A 20,164-nucleotide genomic window follows, 5' to 3' on the forward strand; every position below is an offset into this window, starting at 1 on the left:
CAGACAGAACCGCCTTGTACCGCTGCTCAGCCACGCTCATCTCCCTCATCAAGGGAGTGTCAAGGATCAGCCGAAGTAGGTGTCAACCATCAACCGAAACACTGTCAGGCATCAACCGAAGCCCAAACGTCAAGCATCAGGCGAAGTCGTACAAACGTGGTGGTGCCCTCGGGCAGATTCGAACTGCCGACACCCGCTTTAGGAGAGCGGTGCTCTATCCCCTGAGCTACGAGGGCGGGGCATGGCCGAAACCGTCGCTGTAAGACCCTGCTTAGAGATACAGCAGTCGAGGCCATGCGAGAGGAAGGTTAGCCCAAGCGAAGGGATGCTTGTCCGCCGGTCACCTAATGCGTGGACCGGCTGTGGCCGGCTAGCCCCCTGGCGGGTTGACCTTGGTCGTTGGCCGGGTCGATCCTGATTCGAACCGTGTGATGCCATCACAGGCGATCCAGGGAGGCCGTTCGATGATCCTCGTGGTGGGTGGCACAGGTGACCTTGGCGGCCGGATCGTGCGTCGCCTCCTCGACGCCGGCCAGCAGGTTCGCTGCCTGGTGAGGGCGGGCTCGGACGGGTCTGCCCTTCGCGCTGCCGGGGTCGATGTCTTTCAGGGCGACCTGACAGAGCCGGCCTCGCTGCACTCGGCCTGTGAGGGAGTGGACGTCGTAGTCGCCAGCGCGACCGTCATCGGCCGACGGCTTGCGGGGGCCAAGGGGCCCAGGATCCGTGAGGTCGAGGAGCAGGGCATGGCCGCCCTGATCGACGCCGCCGAAGCCAGCAGCGTCCGACGGTTCGTCTATGTCTCCTATGCCGGCCTTGATGGATCGCCGGACATGCCCATGGCACGGGCAAAGGCCGCAACCGAGCGCCGGCTCGCGACATCGCCGATGCGACGAGTGGTCGTCCGGCCTGACGCCTTCCAGGAGCTTCACCTCGCGCCGCTGGGGCGCTTCGACCTGACGGCCGGCAAGGTCGCCACCTTCGGCAAAGGGGACACGAAGCATCGATGGGTCGGGACCGAGGACGTCGCGGCCCTGGTGGCGGCGGTCGCCACGGAGTCCGACCCGCCTGAGCTCATCGAGTTCGGGGGGCCGGAAGCCATCAGCCGCAACGAATGCGTAGCCGTCGCCGAGCGGGCAACCGGCAGGTCGATCACAGTCCGGCGCGCGCCACTGCCCGTGGCGCGGCTGGTGATGAAGCTCCTCGGCCGTCGTGGCGACGCCATGGCGAGCGTCATCGGTCTCGGCGTCATGATGGACCAGTTCGAGATCACCTGGGATGACGCCCCATTGCGCGAGCGTGGCATCACACCCCGCTCAGCCAGCGACTGGATCAACCAGCAAGCCGCCGCCCTCCCGCCATCGCGCTAGCCAACGGCATACGTCCGGGCAAGGGCCGCGAATATCGGTGACAAACGGCGCGGTTGGCGCCTCAAGACTCACCAGTCACAGCCGAACGTCAAGAAACGACAAATAAGCCACGCAGTCGCAGGGCGTCGGATCATGCTGGGGTCATCGACGGATCGGACGGGGACGCCGACTCGATCCACTTCTGAGCGGGGCAGTCGTGGGGCCCTCTCTCACTCCTGCCATTTTTCATGCCTTGCACGGAGAGGGACCACTATGCGTCTTACCAAACGGACCGCCATCATCGCTGTCGCCGCCGTCGTCGGCCTCGGACTTTCGGGAGGCACGGCCTATGCCGCTGGCCTCATCCCGGGCTCCGACGGAGTCATCCACGCCTGCTACAACAAGACCAACGGCAACCTCCGGGTCGTCGCGGCCGGCACCAACTGTCGCCACCCCGAGAAGACCCTCGCCTGGAACCAGACCGGACCCGTGGGCCCGCAGGGCCCCGCGGGTCCCCAAGGCCCGACGGGCGCCACCGGCGCAACGGGTGCGACCGGGGCAACCGGTGCAACCGGCGCGACTGGACCGGCCGGACCCACCGGTCCTCAAGGACCCGCAGGTGACGACGCCCCGAAGACGTTCGCCGGTGAGTTCCAGGGCGCCAGCCTCGCGATCTGGTCGGGCACGGCTGCCTTCACGGTGACGCACGTGGGCACCGGCTCGTGGCAGATCCACATCCCGGCGGGGACGTTCCCCACCGGCTCCGGCGTCGGCAACGGGTGCCCGATCCCGATGGTCCAGGCCCTTGTGCCGGGCGGTCAGATGATCATCGACCAGAACCTCTGCGGGCCGATCACCGGTGACGGCAGCGTCCGGCTCGACGTGCGCAGCGCTGACGGCAGCGACAACCACTTCGTGAGCTTCGTGGTGACCGCAGTCGGCTGACCCTCGACCGACCAGTCGATCGGCTCCCGGGCAACAGTTGCCCGGGAGCCGATAAGCCGGTCGACCACCGGGACCACCAGTGCGAACGGCCCTCGAGTCGTTTCGCGAGCGCCAGCTCGTAAGCCATCTGCCGCGCCGGGTGAAGGGCCTCCTTGGCCGCCCGGCGGTGTTCTTCGAGCAGAAGCGTTGTCAGCTCAGACATTTCCTCTCCTTGGTTGGGTGCCAAGAAGAGTGACCCCGGGGCCTTCCCGCAACCTTCCGCCCCGGCGGCCTGGCAAGAACGCCACCGGAAGGTCCGCGGAAGGTGCCGTTCCTACCGTCTCTCCTCACATCAACAACCGAGCCCGACCAAGGGCTCACCGGAGGAGAAACACCATGAGCAACACGGCATACGCAACGCGGGCACCCCTCAACGGCGTGGACGTGGCAACGCTTTTCGCCACCCTCGACGCGATCAAGGGGCAGAACGACATCGCGACGTTCCAGTTCCGCGCCGAGAACACCTGGCTGTCCGGCGCCCACAGCCAGTCGCGGATCCACGGCTTCTACGGCGCCGGCCAGGAGCTGGTGCACAAGACTGAAACCGTCGTGGACGCCGACCACCCGGTCGTCCTCACCGGCGCCGACAACGCCCCGACGCCTGTGGAGTACCTCCTCCACGCGCTGGCCGGCTGCCTCACGGCGGGGATCGCCAACATCGCCGCCGCCAGGGGAGTGACCCTCACCAAGGTCACCTCGACCGTGGAGGGCGACATCGACCTGCTCGGGATTCTGGGCCTGTCCGACGGCTCGGTCCGCAACGGCTACCAGGACATCCGCGTCACCTTCCACATCGAGGGCGACGCGGACGACGAGACGCTGCGGGGGATCGTCGAGCAGTCGCGCCGCCGCTCCGCCGTCTACGACGTCATCACCAACCCCACGCCCGTCACCGTCACCGTCGTGACCGGCTGAACGAACCACCCCGGGAACGCCCCCGGGCCGGCGATCCCGGCCCGGGGCGCGACCAGAAGGAGCACCATCATGTCCGCCATCGACACCGTCGTCATCGGCGCCGGTCACGCAGGCCTCGCCGTCAGCAGGCTGCTCGCCCTCGAAGGCCGCGACCACGTCGTCCTCGACCGTGGCCGCGTCGCCGAGAGCTGGCGCACGGCCCGCTGGGACTCGCTGCACCTGCTCACCCCGAACTGGATGGCCCGCCTCCCCGGGTGGGTCCACGTCGGCACCGACTCCGACGGTTTCATGAGCGCCTCCCACTTCGTGCGCTACCTCGAGAGGTATGCCGCGAGCTTCGGTGCGCCCGTCCTGTCCGGTGTGCGCGTGGTGGAGGTGAGCGCCGCGGGGGAGGGCTACCGCGTCGTCACCGACTCGGCGACGTGGCTGGCTCGTCACGTGGTCGTGGCGACCGGGCCGGGCGGGCAGCCGCGCATCCCGGCGGCGGTGGAAGATCTGGACGCTGGGGTGCACCTCACCACCGCGGCCGACTACCGCAACCCCCGGCAGCTCCCCGCAGGCGGAGTGCTGGTGGTTGGCGCGTCGGCCTCCGGCGTCCAGATCGCCGACGAGCTCGCTGCTGCCGGCCGGGAGGTCGGAGTGGCCGTGGGGCAGCACAACCGCATGCCGCGCCGCTACCGCGGGATGGACATCTACTGGTGGCTGGAACGCACCGGTCGCACCGCTCGCACGATCGAGGAGGTCCGCGACCCCGACGCTGCGCGACGCGAGCCGTCCATGCAGCTCGTCGGGCGCAGGGGCCACCAGAGTGGTCCCCGCGACCTCGACCTGGGCATCCTGCAGGCCCGGGGAGTCCGCCTGGCGGGTCACCTCGTGGAGGCGCAGGGGCAGAAGTTGCGGTTCGCCGACGACCTCCTCGACTCGGTGGGTCGCGCGGACAACCGGATGCACCGGTTCCTCGACGTCGTCGACCGGCACATCGAGGAGAGCGGTCTCGTCAGCGAGGTCTGGCCAGCCGAGCGTCCACGAAGCATTGCGCTGCAAGGCAATCCGACAACACTCGACCTCGCGGCCGAAGGGATCGGCACCGTCCTGCTCGCCACGGGCTACTCGCAGAGCCACCTCTGGCTGAAGCTGCCCATCACCGCACCCGACGGCTCGATCCGTCAGCACCGCGGCCGCACCGAGGCGCCCGGCGTCTACGTCGTCGGGCAGCGGTTCCAGCACCGGCGGGACTCGGGGATGGTCGACGGCGCGAGGCACGACGCCGCGATGGTGGTCTCCGACCTCGTCGGAGCGAGCGCGGGTGCCGGCGCCGCGTCCTCAGCCTCGTCCGGATCTGCCGAGGGCCCCGAAGCCCTCGACGAGCGGCTCGAGGGGTGGGCGTCGTGAAGACCTACGACGCCGTGGTCGTGGGCGCCCGCGTGGCGGGCGCCTCGACCGCCCTTCTGCTCGCCCGGGCCGGGGCGAAGGTGCTGCTCCTCGAACGAAGCCCCTATGGCTCCGACACCGTGTCGACGCACGGCCTCATGCGCGCCGGGGTGTTGCAGCTGTCCCGGTGGGGCCTGCTCGACGACGTCGTCGCGGCGGGCACCCCCCCGATCACCCGCACGCTCTTCCACTACCCGGACGCCGCCCCGGTACGGATCTCGATCCGTGCCAGCCAGGGCGTGACCGCCCTCTACGCGCCACGTCGCCAGGTCCTCGACCGGATCCTCGTCGACGCCGCCGCGCAGGCAGGAGCCGAGGTGTGGCACGGGGTCACCGTGACCGAGGTGCTCACCGACACGGTTGGGAGGGTGACGGGGGTGCGCGGGGTGGACGCCGCGAACGGCACGTTCACGGCATACGGGAAGCTGACGATCGGCGCCGACGGGATCAGGTCGACGGTGGCCACCGCTGTGGACGCCGCCGTCGAGCGGCGCTCGCGGGCGCGCGGAGCGGTGCTCTACGGGTACTTCGACTCAATGCCCACTGAGGGTTACGAATGGGCCTACGGCTCGGGGGCCGCGGCGGGGCTCATCCCGACCAACGACGGGCAGACCAACGTCTTTGTCGGGACGTCCCCGGAGCGGCTGCGGCACGTGCGCCGAAACGGTCCGGAGGCAGCCTTCACCGAGCTCTTCGGCACGGCGGCGCCACGACTGCGGCGCCGCCTGCGGGCCGCGACGCTGGACGGGCGGCTGCACGGATGGAGCGGTCAGCACGGCCACATCCGTCGGTCGCACGGCGCGGGCTGGGCCCTGGTCGGTGACGCCGGCTACTTCCGGGACCCCATCACCACCCACGGGATGACCGACGCCCTGCGTGACGCGGAGCTGCTCGCCGACGCCCTGCTCTCGACGTGGGCGGGGGACCAGCCCGAGGCGATCGCCCTCGCGGGGTACCAGGCGAGGCGCGACGCGTTGTCACTCCAGCTCTTCGAGGTGAGCGACCGCATCGCCGGGTACGACTGGGGCGCCACCGAGATCCAGCAGCTGCTGCGCGAGGTCAGCTCGGCCATGAGCGACGAGGTCAGCCTGCTCCAGAGCCTGCCCCCGCGTCCGGCTCGCCCGGTTGCCACCGGTTTGGGCGCACTTGTGTTGGCTGACATGCCCGGCACCGGTCGCTAGCGTTGAAGGCCATCTCGTTGAGATCGGCACCGGCCATGGACGCGCGCATCAGCCTCCTCGGGGGTTTCTCGGTATCCGTCGGCGGCTCCGCGGTCACGGACCAGCAGTGGAGCCGCCGCAATGCCAGCGCGCTCGTCAAGCTGCTCGCCCTGGCCAAGGGACGGCGGCTGCACCGCGAACAGGTGATGGACGCCCTGTGGCCCGACCTGTCGGCGGACCTTGCCGGGCCCCGCCTCCACCAGGCTGCCCACTACGCCCGGCGGGCGCTGGAGGCCGCGGGGAGGGGCATCGTCCTGAGCCATGACTTCGTCGAGCTCCTGCCGGACGACGAGGTCACCATCGACGCCGTCGACTTCCGGGGCGCGGCCGAAGCCGCGCTCGCAGGACACAGCGCCGAGGCAGCCGCAGCCGCTCTCGACCTGCACACCGGGGTCCTGCTTCCCGACGACGTGTACGAGCCGTGGGCAGAGGAGCACCGCGAGTCACTCGAGCAGCTCCGCCGCGAGCTGCTGCGCCTGACCGGCAGGTGGGAGGAGCTGCTGGAGGTCGACCCCGCCGACGAGCAGGCACACCTCGCGCTGGCGCGGTCCCATGCCGACCGGGGTGACGTCAGGGCCGCCATGCGTCAGCTCGAACGACTTGAGCTGACTCTCCGTCGAGAGCTCGGCACCGCCCCGGGCGCGGAGGCCGAGTCGCTGCGCGCCGAGCTGGCCGCGCCGGCGACGCCACCCGGCGCTCCGGCAGCGGGCAGCGAGCAGCGTCGACTGGTCGGACGGCGCGCGGTGGGTGACCTCCTCCGCGAACGGCTGGCGACTGCCCAGGGCGGCCACGGCGGCGCGGTCCTGGTCACCGGACCACCCGGCGTGGGCAAGTCCAGCGTGCTCGACCTCTCCGAGGCGCTGGCCCGGAGGGCGGGCTGGCGGGTCGCCCGCGGCACGGCCTCGGCAGTCGAGGGGCCGTGGCCCTACGCCTCGGTGCTCGAGGCGCTGGGAGACCTCTGCCGCAGGCACCCCGCCCTGTTGGACGGGCTCGACGACCGCTACCGCGAGGAGCTCGACCGAGCCCTCTCGGAAAGTCAGGTGACGTGGTCCGGGGAGAGCGCCCACCAGCGACTCTTCGTGGCCGCGGCCGAGCTGCTGCGGCTCGGCGCCGCGGGGCGCGGGCTGCTCCTCGTCGTCGACGACATCCACGAGGCCGACGAGGCGTCGCTGCGGCTCCTGCACTACCTCGCGCGGTGCGCCGTGACCGACCAAGTCTTGCTGGTGCTGGCGCACCGCACCGCCCACAACGCGGCCCTCGAGGAGGTCCACGCCAGCCTGGTCGCGAGGGGCATCGGCTCGCGGATCGAGGTCGCGCCCCTCCCCGAGGCGGCCACCCTGCGCCTGCTCCAGGAACGCTTCCCCGACCTCGACGAGGCCACCCAGCAACAGATCTGGGCCGTCAGCGGCGGCCTTCCCTTCACCGCCCTCGAGCTCGGCGCGGCCGCGGCCACCGGTCGCGAACCGGCGGCCATCGCCAGCCTGCCCCCCGACGCACTCCGTGCCCTGCAGCGCGCCGCGCTGCTCGGCTTGTCCTTCACCACCGACGAGTTCCTGGCCGTGGCCGGCGCCGACGAGGCGCAGGCCTACCAGCACCTCGAGACCGCCCAGTCCAGCCTCGTGATCGAGTGGTCGGAGACCGGCTACCAGTTCCGCCACGCCCTGGTGCGGGAGGCGGTGCTCGACGCCATGGCGCCAGCGGTCCAGAGCGCAGCCCGGGTCGAGGTGGCCCGGGAGCTAGCCCGGCTGGGCGCCCCGCCCGCCCGGATCGCGCACCAGTACCTCGCGGCCGGCCAGCCGCGACAGGCGATCTCCTACGTCCTCCCCGCCGTCGAGACCGCCGGAGCGCTGGGCGCCTACCGAGACGGGCTCAACCTCGTCGATGCCGTCCGCGAGTACGCGACGGGCGAGATGCTCGGCCACCTGATGGCACGCCGCGGCGACCTGCTCACGGCCCTCGGGGACCCGGCCTCGGTCGCCAGCTATCGCGCCGCGGTGCCGCTGACCACCGGGGTCGAGCACCGGCTCGTGCGCGCGCGACTGGCCCGCGCGGCGTGCTTCGCCAGCGACTTCGACACGGCCCGCTCAGCGCTCGCGGGGCTGGAGCTGCTGGGCGACGACGCGGACGGACCCATCCTGCTGGCCCGGGGCAACATGGCCTACTTCAGCGGCGACATCGACGGGGCGTGGGACCTGGCCGTCGAGGCACGCGAGTCCCTGCTCACCCCCAAGGACCCGTGGCGCTACGTCGACCTCGTGGCGCTGCAGGGACTCATCGCCCACCAGCGCGGCGAGTGGTTCGAACGCTTCCGCATCGAGCTGCGGCGCACCCTGTCCGACGCAGGTCTGACCACCGCCCTCTTCGACGCGCACCTGTGCGTCGCCGAGTACCTCCTCTACGGAGGGATTCCCTACGCCGAGGTCATCGAGCTGGCCCGGGGCCTCCAGCGCCGGTCGCAGCAGTTCGGCGCCCTGCGCGGGGTGGCCTTCTCCACGGCCCTGATCGGGGAGGCGGCGCTGTTGATGGGCGACCTCGACCTCGCCGAACGCGAGCTTCAGGAGGCTGTCGACCTCCACCGCGACGCCGATGCACCGGCGGGAGAGGCGCACGCACTCCAGCGACTGGCCGAGGTGCGACTGGCCCAGGGCGACCGACCCGAGGCCACCAGGTTGCTCAGCCAGGCCTTGCCGCTGGCGCGGTGGTCGGTGATCGGTTCGCACCTGTTGCAGCGCATCCACGGCGCGATGGTCCTCGCCGCCCCCGACCCCGTCGCCGCACGCATCGCGGTCGAGCGGGCCGAGGACAGCATGGGCGACTCCGACTTCTGTCCCTTCTGCACCGTGACCTTCGAGATCCCGGCCACCATCGCCTGCGCGGACGCGGGCGACCTCCCCGCTGCCGAGCGTCACCTCGCGGCAGCGGAGCTGTCGGCCGCGAAGTGGGAGGGCACCGCCTGGCCGGCCGCTGTGAGCGAGGCCAAGGCCCACCTGGCCGCGGCCCGTGGCGACACCGGCGAGGCCCTCAGGCTGCTCGCCGAGGCGGCCGAGCTCTTCCGAAGCGCTGGTCAGGTGCTGGACGCAGCCCGGTGCTCGTCCGGGGCCAGCCTCCCGCTGACGCCGACACCCGTCCGCTGACACCCGTCCGCCGACGCCCGACCGTTGACGCAGGTGACACCTGTCCCGTGACGTCGGCGACACCTCGAGGTCGAACGTCACCGCCATCTGGCTAGGTCAGCCTCAGCCAAATGGATGAGGTCGCACCGTTTCCACCTCCTCCACAGGACGTGCGCTCCTAGGTTCATGCCCGCAGCGTCACGTCCGTGGCGCTCGTACGGAGGTTTCATGCGCAAGCCCATCGCCGTCCTCGGGGCCGTCCTCGCCCCGGCGGCCCTGGCAACCGCTGTGGTCGCCGCGGCGCCGCAGACCGCGGATGGCGCGATCGCGACCTACAAGCTGACGTACGCGTCGCTGCCGGACGGGTCGAAGCGGGTCGTCCGCTGGAACGGCTGCCAGAAGGCGATCACCTACAAGGTGAACCTGGCGGCAGTACCGAGCTCGTTGCGCTCCACGGTCCTGGCCGACACCAAGGTCGCGGTGGCGAAGATTGCCGCGAACACCTCCTTCGTCTTCAGCTACAAGGGGACCACGACCGAGGTCCCCCGCGTGGGGTCGATGGCCTCGCAGTCCGCCGAGCTCGTCATCGCCTTCACCACGCCGTCCAGGACGAACTACTCGCTCGCCGGCTCGACGCTCGGCCAGGGCGGCCTCTACTACGGCTACGTCTCCCGCACGGTCAGCGGCCGGACCACCTACACGGTGGCGGCGCAGCGCGGGTTCGTCGTCATCGACACCCCCCAGGCGCTCCTGCAGACCAAGGGCGGCACCGGCACCGGACTCCGACGCAGCAACCTGCTCGCCCACGAGCTCGGCCACGCCGTCGGGCTCCAGCACGTCACTGACACCCACCAGCAGATGTACCCCTCGATCCGGACGAGCTCGCCCACGCTCTTCTACAGCGGCGACCGCATTGGCCTCGCCAAGGTGGGCAAGGCCTCGGGCTGCATCAACACGGCATACATGCCGTTGAGGGACCTCAGCTAGCCACGACACCAGCGCGGCACCCACGGTGCCCACCACAGACTGCCCGGCGTCACGACCGCCTGGCACACAGACTGCCCGTTCGCCCACCAGCGAGCGGGCAGTCGTTTGTGTATGCCGCGTGCTTGCCGGGACGGGCCGACGGGGGCGAGCCCTCGTGTGTCCACGGGTTGTTCGCGGACGCCAACCAAGGCCCCTGCGTGCGTCTCGCGCTTATACACCACGAATGGCAACTACAGGGGGTTCTTTACCAAATGCAGACCCAACCGGGGGATTTCCAGTAGAACCAATGACCCTTTCGGGGTTCATATTGCTCGATGTCCCGTCCTGAGCCTGTTCGACGCGATCGAATCATCCTCACAGGGGCCACGCACCAGGCCGGCCACCGTCCACGAACAGAGGAACCCCGATGCAGTTCAACCGCAAGCGCGCCGCCGCCGTCGCGACGGGCGCCGCCCTCACGTTCATCGTCGGCGGGGTCGCCTTCGCCTACTGGAGCACCAGTGGCGCGGGCACCGGTTCGGCCTCCACAGGCAGCGTGGTCGCGGTCAAGATCAACGCCACCAGCGCAGCCGTGACCGGCCTCTACCCGGGTGGCCCCGCGCACGACGTCTCCGGCGACTTCGACAACACGAACGCCGGCTCCGTCTACATCAACCAGGTGACCGTTGCCGTGGCCCCGGGCTGGTCCAAGCAGGCCAACGCCCTCAAGCCCGCCTGCACCGCGAGCGACTTCACCATCGTGCCGCCGGCCGCGACGGCCCACGAGATCGCGTCCGGCTCCGGCGTCGACGCCTGGGGTCCGGCCACCATCGCGATGAACAACCTGTCCACCAACCAGGACAACTGCAAGAACGTCACCGTCGACCTGGTCTTCTCCAGCAACTGATCGTGACGTCGCGCCCCTGAACACCGTCCGGTGGCATCAACCCCCCCGATGCCACCGGGCGGCCGGGCCGCCCCTCGACTGCCAGCAGGACCACCGCGCTCATCATCGCCTCGGGAGACAACCTCATGACCACCACCTCGCGTCAGCGCCGCATCCTCGCGGTCGCGATCGGCGTGGTGGTGCTCCTCGGCCTCCTCGCCGCCTGCGGGCACTGGCGCACCAAGGCCGAGCCCGCCCGCCAGCCGGGCGCGCTGCGCGTCGTGGCGAGCAGCGGTGCGGGTCTGGCCCAGAGCCCGCCCGGGCACGCTCCGTTCGCGGCCGTCGGCAACGTCAGTCAGCTGCGCCCCGGCCAGATGCAGACGCTGCAGGTGAAGGTCACCAACCCGGACGCCGTGGACTACAAGGTCCTCGAGCTCACGGCCACGCCCCAGGATGCGAACGGCTCCTGCTCCGGCTCCACCAACCTTGTCGTCAGCAGCTACCAGGCGACCAAGCCCGGCGCGCGCACCTATCTCGTGCCGCGCAAGTCGAGCATCATGATCCCCCTCACGATCATGATGCTCAACACCGCCACGTCGCAGGACGGCTGCAAGAACGTCTCGTTCCCGCTCGCCTTCGGTGGTCTGGCCACCCAGGGTCAGGGCACCGGCAACTCGTGACCACGCACCATCGCTGGCTGCGCCGCCTCGCCGCTGCGTGCAGCGGCACCACGGCCCTCCTCATGGCCGGCGGCATCGCGTATGCCGCGTGGTCCGCTCTCGGGGCCGGCACCGCCACCGCTGCGAGCGGCATACCCAAGGCTCTGGGTGTCTCGGCGACGGTGGCCGGCCTGCTGCACCCTGGTGGCGCCGCGGACGTCCTCGTCACCGTCAGCAACCCGAACTCCGCCGCCGTCACCGTGACCTCGCTCGCGCTCGCCGGGTCGGTCACCGCCAGCGCCGGGTGCACCACGCCGGGCGTCTCGGTCTCGCTGAGCGGCTCCACGTCCCTAGTCGTGCCGGCCGGTGGCACCGCCTCGCTCAGCCTCGCCAACGCCGTGAGCATGACGACCGCGTCGTCGTCGGACTGCCAGGGCGCCACCTTCACCATCCCGATGCAGGCCGACGGACGGCTGCCGTGAACCCGGCCCAGCGACCCACCCGCCGCCTGACCCGTCGTCGCCCGGTGCGCGTGCTCCTCGCCGCCGCCGTCTGCCTCGCCCTCGGTGCCATCCCGGCGTATGCCGTGTGGTCGGTCATCGGCACCGGCAGCACCACCGCGACGGCCGCCTCGCTCGTGACCCCTGCCGCGCCCAGCGTGGGCTCCCCGACCGCGACCTCCCTCGTGGTCAGCGGCACCCTTCCCAGCGGCCAGCTCCCCTCGACCACCTATGCGGTGCATCGCGGTGCGACCACGATCTGTGCTCCGGTCGCCTCTCCGTGGTCGTGCACCGACACCGGTCTGGCCTCGGCCACCACGTACAGCTACTCAGTCGTGGCATCCATCGGCTCGTGGACCGCGTCGTCGTCGTCGACGTCCGGCACCACTGGCTGCACGGGCCCCGACACCTACACGGTCTCCACAGCTGCTGCGACCGCCGGCACCGCCCTCAACGTCACGCTCACTGCGAAGAAGTGCGACGGCACCGTCGACTCCGCCTACGCGGGGAGCAAGGTGCTCACCTGGGCCGCGGTCGCCGCCAGCCCCTCGGGCAAGGCCGCCGTCCTGCCTGCGAGTGCGACCTTCTCCGGGGGCGCCGCCACCGTCTCGGTCACCCTCCATGCCGCCGGGAGCGCCACCCTGACACCGAGCACGGGCACAGTCACCGGCTCCGCCACCACCACCGTCGCCGCCGGGGTCGCCAAGAACTTCGTCCTCAGCGCCGTGACCAGCAAGCTGATCGCCGTCACCGTGACCTGTCAGGCCCTCAGCGAGCCGCCGGCGGCCCGGACCTGCACCGCGAGCAACCCGGCCGTGAACGGCAAGCGTGACTGGGTGGCCACAGCCAACCTGCTCGACACCTGGGGCAACCCGGCGACCACGCCGACCGCCCTCCTCGTCACCGCCACGAGGTCCGGTGCGACGAGCACGGCCACGATCGCTGCAGGCACCGGCGCGACCGCGACCCAGCTGACCATCGCCATCGCCAACAACGAAGCGCCCGTCAGCATCGCCTTCACGGCCACCGGCATCGCGACCCTGACCGTCACCAACGCCACCTGAGGAGTCCGCCCGGTCAGGGGGCCGGGCCCCACGCCCGACGCGAACGCCCCCGACAGGTCGGTCCAACGGCGCACCATCAGCACCCTGATCGGCACCCAGGTCCTGGTCGGCGTGGGGGTGTCCGCCGGGGCGGGCGTCGGCGCCCTGCTCGCCGAGGACGTCGGCGGATCGGCCGACCTCGCCGGACTCGGGGGCACGTTCCAGGTCCTGGGTGGCGCGCTCATCGCGATCCCCATGGCCCACGTCATGGCCGCGCGCGGGCGCCGCTCGGGCCTGCTGGTCGGCTACGCCCTCGGCATCATCGGCGCGCTGACGATGATCATGGCGGGCGCGATCCGCAACTTCCCACTGCTCCTGGCCGGGACCGCCCTGTTCGGGGGGTCCAACGCCGCCAACAGCCAGGCGCGCTATGCCGCGGCAGACCTCGCCGACGAGGCCCACCGCGGGCGCGACCTGTCCACCGTCGTGTGGGCCACCACGATCGGCGCCGTGTTCGGGCCCAACCTGGCCGGCCCGGGCGAGCCCGTCGCGAGGTTCCTCGGCATTCCGGCCCTGACCGGTCCCTACGTCTTCTCCCTCGGTGGCCTGGTGCTCGGCGCCGTCCTGCTGTTCACCCGGCTGCGTCCCGACCCCCTGCTCCTCGCCAGGGAGCGCGCCGCTGCCATCGCCACCGAGCCGCTGGAGCGCCAGCACGGTTCCATCGTCCGCGGGTGGCGCACCCTGCTGGCCCACCCCGGCGCCCTGCTCGGCCTCGTGACCATGGCCCTCGGGCACACCGTCATGGTCAGCGTCATGGTGATGACGCCCCTGCACATGCACCACGGCGGCGCCAGCCTGCGGATCATCGGCCTCGTGATCAGCCTGCACGTCCTGGGCATGTTCGCGTTCTCGCCGCTCACCGGCCTGGCCGTGGACCGGTTCGGTGGCCGGTCGTGCGGCCTCGCAGGTGCAGTCATCCTCGTGGTCGCGGGGCTGCTCTCCGCCCAGGCCCCTACGGGGTGGTCGGCAGGGCTGGCCACCGGGCTGTTCCTGCTGGGCCTCGGCTGGTCGTTCACCCTCGTCGCCGGCTCCACGCTGGTCGTGAAGTCGGTTCCACTCGCCGAGCGCGCCGGAGCCCAAGGCGCAGCCGACCTGGTCATGGGGCTGGCGGCCGGTGGCGGCGGTGCGCTCGCGGGCGTCGTCGTCGGCCACCTCGGGTATGCCGTGCTGGGCGCCTGTGCGGCCGGCCTCGCCGCCGTCGTCGCCCTGGTGTCGCTGCTCATCCGCGTGAACGGCACCGACTCGGGTCACGCCACGTCGATGTCACCTGACCCGGTCCTGCCCGAGACCGTCCTGCCCGAGTGACCGCGGGCTGAGGCGCGGCGTGAGGCTTTCCCGTCCCACCCCGTGTTGCCCGACCGTGGGCACGAGCAGGTTGGTTAGCCTGCTTGGGTGACCCCGCCGACCGACGAGACCCGAGCAGCGCCGCAGCCCAGCGGCGACTCGCTCCCGCCCACCCGGCATACCGAGCAGGAGGGTGCACCCACGGTTGACGCCGACCCGCGCGGCACCCGCGTGGCGGAGGCGGTCAAGGTCTGGCAGCGGCACCTCGTCGACCTCGGCGGTCGCAACACGTTGCTGTGGTACCGCGACCTGCCCAGCGGCACCCTCGACCTGACCACCGCGCACCCCGGCGGGCTGGCCATGCTGCTCGCCGGCCGCCCGACCCGGCTCTCCGACCTGGTCCGGGAGGCCGCGGCGCTCGACGAGGCCCGTCGCCGTGCCCGCATCATCCGTGCCAAGACCCTCGAGCTGTCGGAGGAGCGCGGCATCGCCGCCGGGTTCATCGCGATCGGGATGGCGAGCTGGACCGTGCGCGGCGCCTCGCGCGCCCCCGCCGCGCCGGTGCTGCTGCGGTCCTGCGTCCTCAAGCCGACCGGCGCCGCCCGCGAGGACTTCGACCTCGACCTGGGCAACGACGTCGAGTTCAACCCGGTCCTCGAGCACTACCTGCGCTCCGAGCAGGGGCTGGAGCTCGACACCGGTGCCCTCGAGGAGATGGCCAACGCGAGTGGCGCCTTCGACCCCCACCCCGTCTATGCCGCGTTGACGGAGCTGTGCGCCTCGGTGCCGGACTTCTCCGTCTCGCCGCGCCTCGTGGTCGGGACGTTCTCCTACGCCAAGCTCCCGATGGTGGCTGACCTTGCGGCACAAGGAGATTCGCTGGCCGACCACGACGTCGTGGCGGCACTGGCGGGCGATCCAGGAGCGCTTCGCGCGGTCAGGACGTCGGTGCCGGACTCGCCTGCGGACTCGGACCCGTCCCACGAGCTGCTCATCCTCGACGCCGACTCCACCCAGCAGGCAGCGATCGACGCGGTCCGCTCCGGAGCCCACCTCGTCATCAAGGGCCCGCCCGGCACCGGCAAGTCGCAGACCATCGCCAACCTCATCGCCAGCCTCGCCGGAGAGGGCAAGCGGGTGCTGTTCGTCGCCGAGAAGCGCGCGGCGATCGACGCGGTGCTCTCGCGCCTCGACGGGGTGGGCCTGGGTGACCTCGTCCTCGACGCCTACGACGGCGCGAGCAACAAGCGACGCCTGGCCCAGGAGTTCGGTGCCGCCCTCGACCGCGGCACCCAGGTGCAGGACCCCGACACGAGCGAGATCGAGCACGCCCTCGTCGACCGGCGCGCCACCCTCGTCGCGCACGCTGCCGCCCTGCACGAGGTGCGTCAGCCGTGGGGGGTCTCGGCCCACCAGGCACAGGAGGCCATCTCGAGGTTGGGCAGCCTCGCCCACCCGCCCACCTCACGCGTGCGGGTCAGAGGCGAACAGCTCGCCGGCCTCGACCGACAGAGGGTGCAGGAGCTCGGCCGCCAGCTGACCGAGGCCGCCTCTCTGGGGGCCTGGTCCACGCAGGAGGGGGCCGACCCGTGGTTCGGGGCGCGGATCGCGACGTCGGAGGAGGCGGTGCGCGCCCGCGACATCACCAGCAGGCTCAGTCAGGGCGGTCTGCAGGACCTCGAGCAGACGATGCACGACGTCTTCTCGGAGGTCAGCCTGCCGCAGGCCGACCGCGTGGGGGACTGGGGCCACGTGCTCGACTCGGTGGGCCGTGTCCGCGACACCCTGGAGGTGTTCCGGCCCGAGATCTTCGACATCCCGCTCGGCGACCTCGTTGCGGCGACCGGTGGCAAGGCCTACCGCGACACGAATGGCGTTGCCCTGGGCTGGTACTCGCGGTGGCGCCTGCGCCGCCAGGCTCGATCGCTGCTGCGCCCCGGCCCGCCCCCGCCCGACCTGCACGCAGCCCTGCTCGACGCCCAGGTCCAGCGAAACGCCTGGGCGCAGATGGCCGGAGCCGGTGGCCGGCCCGAGATCCCGGTCGACCTCGACCGGGCGCGCACGGCGTACGCATCGGTGGCCTCGGACCTCGCCTGGTTGGAGGGCAGGCTCACGGCGACCCACCGGGGCGGTGACCTCTTCAGTGCGCCGCTGGTCGAGCTCCGGGAGCGGCTGGCCGAGCTCGACAGCCGCCCCGACCGCCTGACGGTCGTGCCCCAGGTGCTCGGCACGCTCGACGCCCTGCGGGAAGCGGGCATGGGAGCCTTTCTCGACGACGTGGCCCGCCGCGGTGTGGAGCCCGACGACGTCGCTGCCGAGCTCGAGTTCGTCTGGTGGACCTCCCTGTCCGAGGACCTCATCGTGCGCGACCCGAGCTACGGCGCGCACGACGGAGCCCAGCTGCAGCGGGTCGCTCGCGAGTACGTCGCCGCCGACCACGCCCACCTGCGCGCAAGCGCCGACCGGGTGCGCGCCGGGGCCGGGCGTCGCCTGCGCGAGGTGCTGGCCGACCACCCCGACCAGGAGGCGCTGGTGCGCGCTGAGGCGGGCAAGTCCCGCCGGCACCGCCCGCTGCGCGACCTGCTGCCCAAGGCCGCCGAGACGCTGACCGCCGCGAAGCCCGCGTGGGCGATGTCGCCGCTCGTGGTCGCTTCGGTGCTGCCACCCGGGCGCTGGTTCGACGTCGTGATCTTCGACGAGGCCTCGCAGATCCCGCCTGCCCAGGCCGTCTCGGCGATCTCGCGGGCGCACCAGGTGGTGGTGGCCGGCGACGAACGCCAGCTGCCGCCGACCAGCTTCTTCACCGCCGCCGTCGACGAGGAGGGAGCGCCGGAGACGGACGCGCTGACCGAGGGTTTCGAGTCCGTCCTCGACGTGCTGACCGCTGCGCTGCCGACCCGCCGGCTCTCGTGGCACTACCGCTCGCTCGACGAACGCCTGGTCGCGTTCGCCAACCGCGAGATGTACGACGGCTCGCTGGTCACCTTCCCGGGCACCGGCACCGACGCCGTGGTGACCCTCGAGTCGGTCGAGGGGTCGGGCATCGTCCAGGCCGGTGAGGAGGCCATCGAGTCGACCGAGGCGGAGGTGGCCCGGGTCGTCGAGCTCGTGCTCGAGCACGCCCGAACCCGCCCGCACGAGTCGCTGGGCGTGATCGCGCTCGGCATCCGGCACGCCACCCGGCTCGACGACGCCCTCCGACGCGCCCTGGCCTCCGACGCGGCCGACGGCGTCGGTGACTTCTTCGACGAGGACCGGCCCGAGCGGTTCTTCGTCAAGAACCTCGAACGCGTCCAGGGCGACGAGCGCGACGCCATCATCCTGTCGGTCGGCTACGGCAAGACCCCCCACGGGCGAGTGCTTCACCGGTTCGGTCCGCTCAACCTCGAGGGCGGCGAACGTCGCCTCAACGTCGCCATCACCCGCTCCCGCCGTCGGATGACCGTGGTCTCCTCGCTGCTCGCCAGCGACCTCGACCCCGCGCGGCTCAAGTCCCGCGGTTCGGTCATGCTCCGTGACTTCCTCGCGTATGCCGCGGACGGCACCTTCCCCGCGCCCGTCACCGACGATGGGGTCGCCCGAGAGGGTGGCACATCGACCTCTCCCGCGGCTGAAGGGTCGATTTCCCGCCCCGTCGGTGCCGAGGTCGACCCGCTGCGGGCCGAGTTCGCCCGCCGACTGCGTGACTCAGGACTGGTGGTGCACGAGGCCTACGGTTCGGCAGACCAGCGCATCGACCTCGCGGTCGAGGACCCGGACCACCGCGGTCACGTGCTCGTCGCCGTCGAGACGGACGGGCCTGCGTATGCCGCGATGCGCAGCAGTCGCGACCGTGACCGGCTGCGCGGCGAGCAGCTCGGCAGGCTCGGGTGGATGCACGTCCGGGTCTGGACGACCGACCTGTTCCGCGATCCCGCCCGCGACGTCGCCCGGGTGAACGCTGCCGTCCAGCAAGCCGTCGCGAACCGCCAAACACAGGAGCCGATCGTGGCGTCGACTGTGAGTCCCGCGGCCCCAGCGGCCGTAGCGGACAGCGCGGCTCCCGTGCCTCCAGCGGCCCAGGCTCGCGGCCACGGTGGGCAGCAGATGCTGCCCATGGGGGACGAGTCCGAGAGGACGGACGGGGACGACGAATTGGCCCCGTCGGACGCCAGCACGACCCAGGACGAGTTCAGCCCGACCACCGACGAGGGTGCCCGTCAGCGCCGCGCCCGTGGCCGCAGGGCCAAGCGCGGCGCAGGGCCGACGAGCGGCCAGCTGACCGAGCCTGAGCCGGCCGAGCCTGAGCCGGCCGAGCCTGAGCCGGCCGAGCCTGAGCCGGCCGAGCCCGAGCCGGCCGAGCCCGAGAAGAGCAGGCCCCAGAAGGCCGAACGCCCGAAGCCAGAGCAGACCAAGGACGACACCGATGTCGGCTGGGGCGAGCAGCACGAGGAGCTCGCCTACGACCGCTGGCTGCGCGAACAACGCCCACCCCACTGGGGTTCCGACTGACCCGCCCTCCCGATGGACGGTGGTGTCACACGACGAAGGCGCCCGTCCCCTCAGGGCCGGCGCCTTCGCGCTGTGTCAACGGGTGAAGCTCAGGGTCAACGGGTGAAGCTCAGGCGCGGCCCTGGAGGGCGTCGCGGATCTCGCGGAGCAGGATGATGTTCTCGTCCGGAGCGGCGTCCTGCTCGACCTCGGCGTAGCGCGCCTTCGCCACCTCGTACGGCTTCACCACGAAGAAGTACACGACGAACGCGACGATGAGGAACGACACGAGTGCCGTGAGGAAGACGCCCACCAGGAGGCCTCCTGGCTTGTAGGCGCTGAAGTCGGGCTTGCCGCCGATCTTGCCGATGATCCCCATCAGCACGTCGGTGAAGCTCTTGATGACGGTGCCAAAAGCACCGGCGATGATGAAGGCGACGGCAAGCTCCACGAGGTTGCCCCGCATGACGAAGTCCTTGAAACCCTTCATGGGTGTCGCGACCTTTCCCTAGAAGTTGGTCCTACGGCCAACACGCTAGCGACCTCGGCAGTCGATCTGCGGGGGCCAGAACGCGGATTCAGCCGGTTTCGGGCCAGTCATGGGTGAGCACGAGCTCGAGTTGGGGTCGGCCCAGGGCGTCCTCCGGAACGGCGAGGATGCGTCGCGCCTCTTCCTGACCTGCGGAAACGACCACGCCACCCCCATCGAGCGCGTAGCCGCTGGACGACCCCTGACCCTGGATCACCGACCCGAAGTCGGTGGTCGCGGATTGGTCCACACTGAGCACGACGACCGCGCGCGCCACCGGCCCGTCGGAGCTCCACAGGTCGATCCTGTCGCCTGCTGAAACCATCGACACCGCACCGTGATCGGGCACCGTGACATGCACTGCGACCCTGTCGACCGGCTGGCCGGCGAGCAGGGAGCTGCGGTTGACGCGAGCCCTGGTCACCGGTTCGCCAGGAGAGAGGGGCGCCGTCATCGGTCGCCCCACCACCTCGGCAAGCGTGTGGATGCTGGTCGGCGGAGCCAGCTCGGCGGGCCACCAGACCTCGCGCAGCGAACCGGGGGAGGCCACCTCGCCGACAGCCATGGGCCGGGCTGCCACCACGATGCGCACCATCGGACGAGAGTCGGCGGAACGGGCCACCGCGAGCACGCCGAGGGCGGCCCCCATCGCGCAGAGGATGGCGAGCACACGCCGGACCACGCGACGCCGCCACTGCCGTCGCCGGCCCGGACCGTACAGCCACCCCACCGCGCCAGCCACCCGCCCAGCGCCTGCC

15 protein-coding genes and 1 tRNA gene are annotated in these 20,164 nt (G+C 71.4%); 13 read left to right on the forward strand and 3 right to left on the reverse strand.

Features of this window, described 5'->3' with window-relative positions:
- Nucleotides 1–160: 160 nt before the first annotated feature.
- Nucleotides 161–236 (reverse strand) — tRNA-Arg (locus AC1DS4_RS03255).
- Between the two features lie 228 nt (nucleotides 237–464).
- Between AC1DS4_RS03255 and AC1DS4_RS03260 the strand changes: the two genes are divergently transcribed.
- From AC1DS4_RS03260 to AC1DS4_RS03320, 13 genes are all read left to right on the forward strand, one after another.
- On the forward strand, nucleotides 465–1,367 hold the full coding sequence (locus AC1DS4_RS03260; protein WP_477632974.1) for an SDR family oxidoreductase: 903 nt from the start codon (nucleotides 465–467) through the stop codon (nucleotides 1,365–1,367).
- A gap of 252 nt (nucleotides 1,368–1,619) precedes the next feature.
- Complete coding sequence (locus AC1DS4_RS03265; RefSeq protein WP_477632975.1) at nucleotides 1,620–2,291, forward strand: hypothetical protein; 672 nt, start codon at nucleotides 1,620–1,622, stop codon at nucleotides 2,289–2,291.
- 375 nt (nucleotides 2,292–2,666) lie between these two features.
- Nucleotides 2,667–3,245, forward strand: a complete 579-nt coding sequence (locus tag AC1DS4_RS03270) for an OsmC family protein (protein ID WP_477616052.1) — start codon at nucleotides 2,667–2,669, stop codon at nucleotides 3,243–3,245.
- Nucleotides 3,246–3,314: 69 nt separating this feature from the next.
- Complete coding sequence (locus tag AC1DS4_RS03275) at nucleotides 3,315–4,637, forward strand: NAD(P)-binding domain-containing protein (protein ID WP_477632976.1); 1,323 nt, start codon at nucleotides 3,315–3,317, stop codon at nucleotides 4,635–4,637.
- Nucleotides 4,634–5,857, forward strand: a complete 1,224-nt coding sequence (locus AC1DS4_RS03280) for an NAD(P)/FAD-dependent oxidoreductase (protein ID WP_477632977.1) — start codon at nucleotides 4,634–4,636, stop codon at nucleotides 5,855–5,857. The genes AC1DS4_RS03275 and AC1DS4_RS03280 overlap by 4 nt, the downstream gene beginning before the upstream one ends.
- 35 nt (nucleotides 5,858–5,892) lie before the next feature.
- Entirely contained in the window at nucleotides 5,893–9,030 is a 3,138-nt protein-coding gene (locus AC1DS4_RS03285; protein ID WP_477632978.1) for an ATP-binding protein, read from the forward strand.
- A 207-nt stretch (nucleotides 9,031–9,237) separates the two neighbouring features.
- Nucleotides 9,238–9,996 carry a matrixin family metalloprotease gene (locus tag AC1DS4_RS03290; RefSeq protein WP_477632979.1) on the forward strand — a complete coding sequence of 253 codons (759 nt, stop codon included), beginning with the start codon at nucleotides 9,238–9,240 and terminating at the stop codon, nucleotides 9,994–9,996.
- Nucleotides 9,997–10,402: 406 nt separating this feature from the next.
- Entirely contained in the window at nucleotides 10,403–10,882 is a 480-nt protein-coding gene (locus AC1DS4_RS03295; protein ID WP_477632980.1) for a hypothetical protein, read from the forward strand.
- 125 nt (nucleotides 10,883–11,007) lie between these two features.
- A complete protein-coding gene (locus AC1DS4_RS03300; protein WP_477632981.1) occupies nucleotides 11,008–11,541 on the forward strand; it encodes a hypothetical protein in 534 nt (177 codons plus the stop codon).
- Nucleotides 11,538–12,002 carry a hypothetical protein gene (locus tag AC1DS4_RS03305; RefSeq protein WP_477632982.1) on the forward strand — a complete coding sequence of 155 codons (465 nt, stop codon included), beginning with the start codon at nucleotides 11,538–11,540 and terminating at the stop codon, nucleotides 12,000–12,002. The genes AC1DS4_RS03300 and AC1DS4_RS03305 overlap by 4 nt, the downstream gene beginning before the upstream one ends.
- A complete protein-coding gene (locus AC1DS4_RS03310) occupies nucleotides 11,999–13,084 on the forward strand; it encodes a hypothetical protein (RefSeq protein WP_477632983.1) in 1,086 nt (361 codons plus the stop codon). The genes AC1DS4_RS03305 and AC1DS4_RS03310 overlap by 4 nt, the downstream gene beginning before the upstream one ends.
- A 111-nt stretch (nucleotides 13,085–13,195) precedes the next feature.
- Nucleotides 13,196–14,428 (forward strand): MFS transporter, encoded by a 1,233-nt coding sequence (locus AC1DS4_RS03315; RefSeq protein ID WP_477645991.1) that lies wholly within the window; start codon nucleotides 13,196–13,198, stop codon nucleotides 14,426–14,428.
- An 87-nt stretch (nucleotides 14,429–14,515) separates the two neighbouring features.
- Nucleotides 14,516–18,898, forward strand: a complete 4,383-nt coding sequence (locus AC1DS4_RS03320) for an AAA domain-containing protein (RefSeq protein ID WP_477632985.1) — start codon at nucleotides 14,516–14,518, stop codon at nucleotides 18,896–18,898.
- Nucleotides 18,899–19,007: 109 nt separating this feature from the next.
- Here AC1DS4_RS03320 and mscL read toward each other — a convergent pair whose 3' ends face one another.
- Nucleotides 19,008–19,367: a large conductance mechanosensitive channel protein MscL gene (gene mscL, locus AC1DS4_RS03325; protein ID WP_477632986.1), complete on the reverse strand. Its 360-nt coding sequence runs from the start codon at nucleotides 19,365–19,367 to the stop codon at nucleotides 19,008–19,010.
- Between the two features lie 88 nt (nucleotides 19,368–19,455).
- Nucleotides 19,456–20,055 carry an SAF domain-containing protein gene (locus AC1DS4_RS03330; protein WP_477632987.1) on the reverse strand — a complete coding sequence of 200 codons (600 nt, stop codon included), beginning with the start codon at nucleotides 20,053–20,055 and terminating at the stop codon, nucleotides 19,456–19,458.
- Nucleotides 20,056–20,164: the final 109 nt, after the last annotated feature.

It is taken from the genome of Pedococcus sp. P3_C7 (genome assembly GCF_056402615.1).

Bases quoted from the DNA above. Each gene is read 5' to 3' on its own strand.
- AC1DS4_RS03330 (WP_477632987.1), bottom strand. From the start codon at position 20,055: ATGGGGGCCGCCCTCGGCGTGCTCGCGGTGGCCCGTTCCGCCGACTCT.
- AC1DS4_RS03260 (WP_477632974.1), top strand. From the start codon at position 465: ATGATCCTCGTGGTGGGTGGCACAGGTGACCTTGGCGGCCGGATCGTG.
- AC1DS4_RS03285 (WP_477632978.1), top strand. From the start codon at position 5,893: ATGGACGCGCGCATCAGCCTCCTCGGGGGTTTCTCGGTATCCGTCGGC.
- AC1DS4_RS03265 (WP_477632975.1), top strand. From the start codon at position 1,620: ATGCGTCTTACCAAACGGACCGCCATCATCGCTGTCGCCGCCGTCGTC.
- AC1DS4_RS03275 (WP_477632976.1), top strand. From the start codon at position 3,315: ATGTCCGCCATCGACACCGTCGTCATCGGCGCCGGTCACGCAGGCCTC.
- AC1DS4_RS03270 (WP_477616052.1), top strand. From the start codon at position 2,667: ATGAGCAACACGGCATACGCAACGCGGGCACCCCTCAACGGCGTGGAC.
- AC1DS4_RS03290 (WP_477632979.1), top strand. From the start codon at position 9,238: ATGCGCAAGCCCATCGCCGTCCTCGGGGCCGTCCTCGCCCCGGCGGCC.
- AC1DS4_RS03300 (WP_477632981.1), top strand. From the start codon at position 11,008: ATGACCACCACCTCGCGTCAGCGCCGCATCCTCGCGGTCGCGATCGGC.
- mscL (WP_477632986.1), bottom strand. From the start codon at position 19,367: ATGAAGGGTTTCAAGGACTTCGTCATGCGGGGCAACCTCGTGGAGCTT.
- AC1DS4_RS03295 (WP_477632980.1), top strand. From the start codon at position 10,403: ATGCAGTTCAACCGCAAGCGCGCCGCCGCCGTCGCGACGGGCGCCGCC.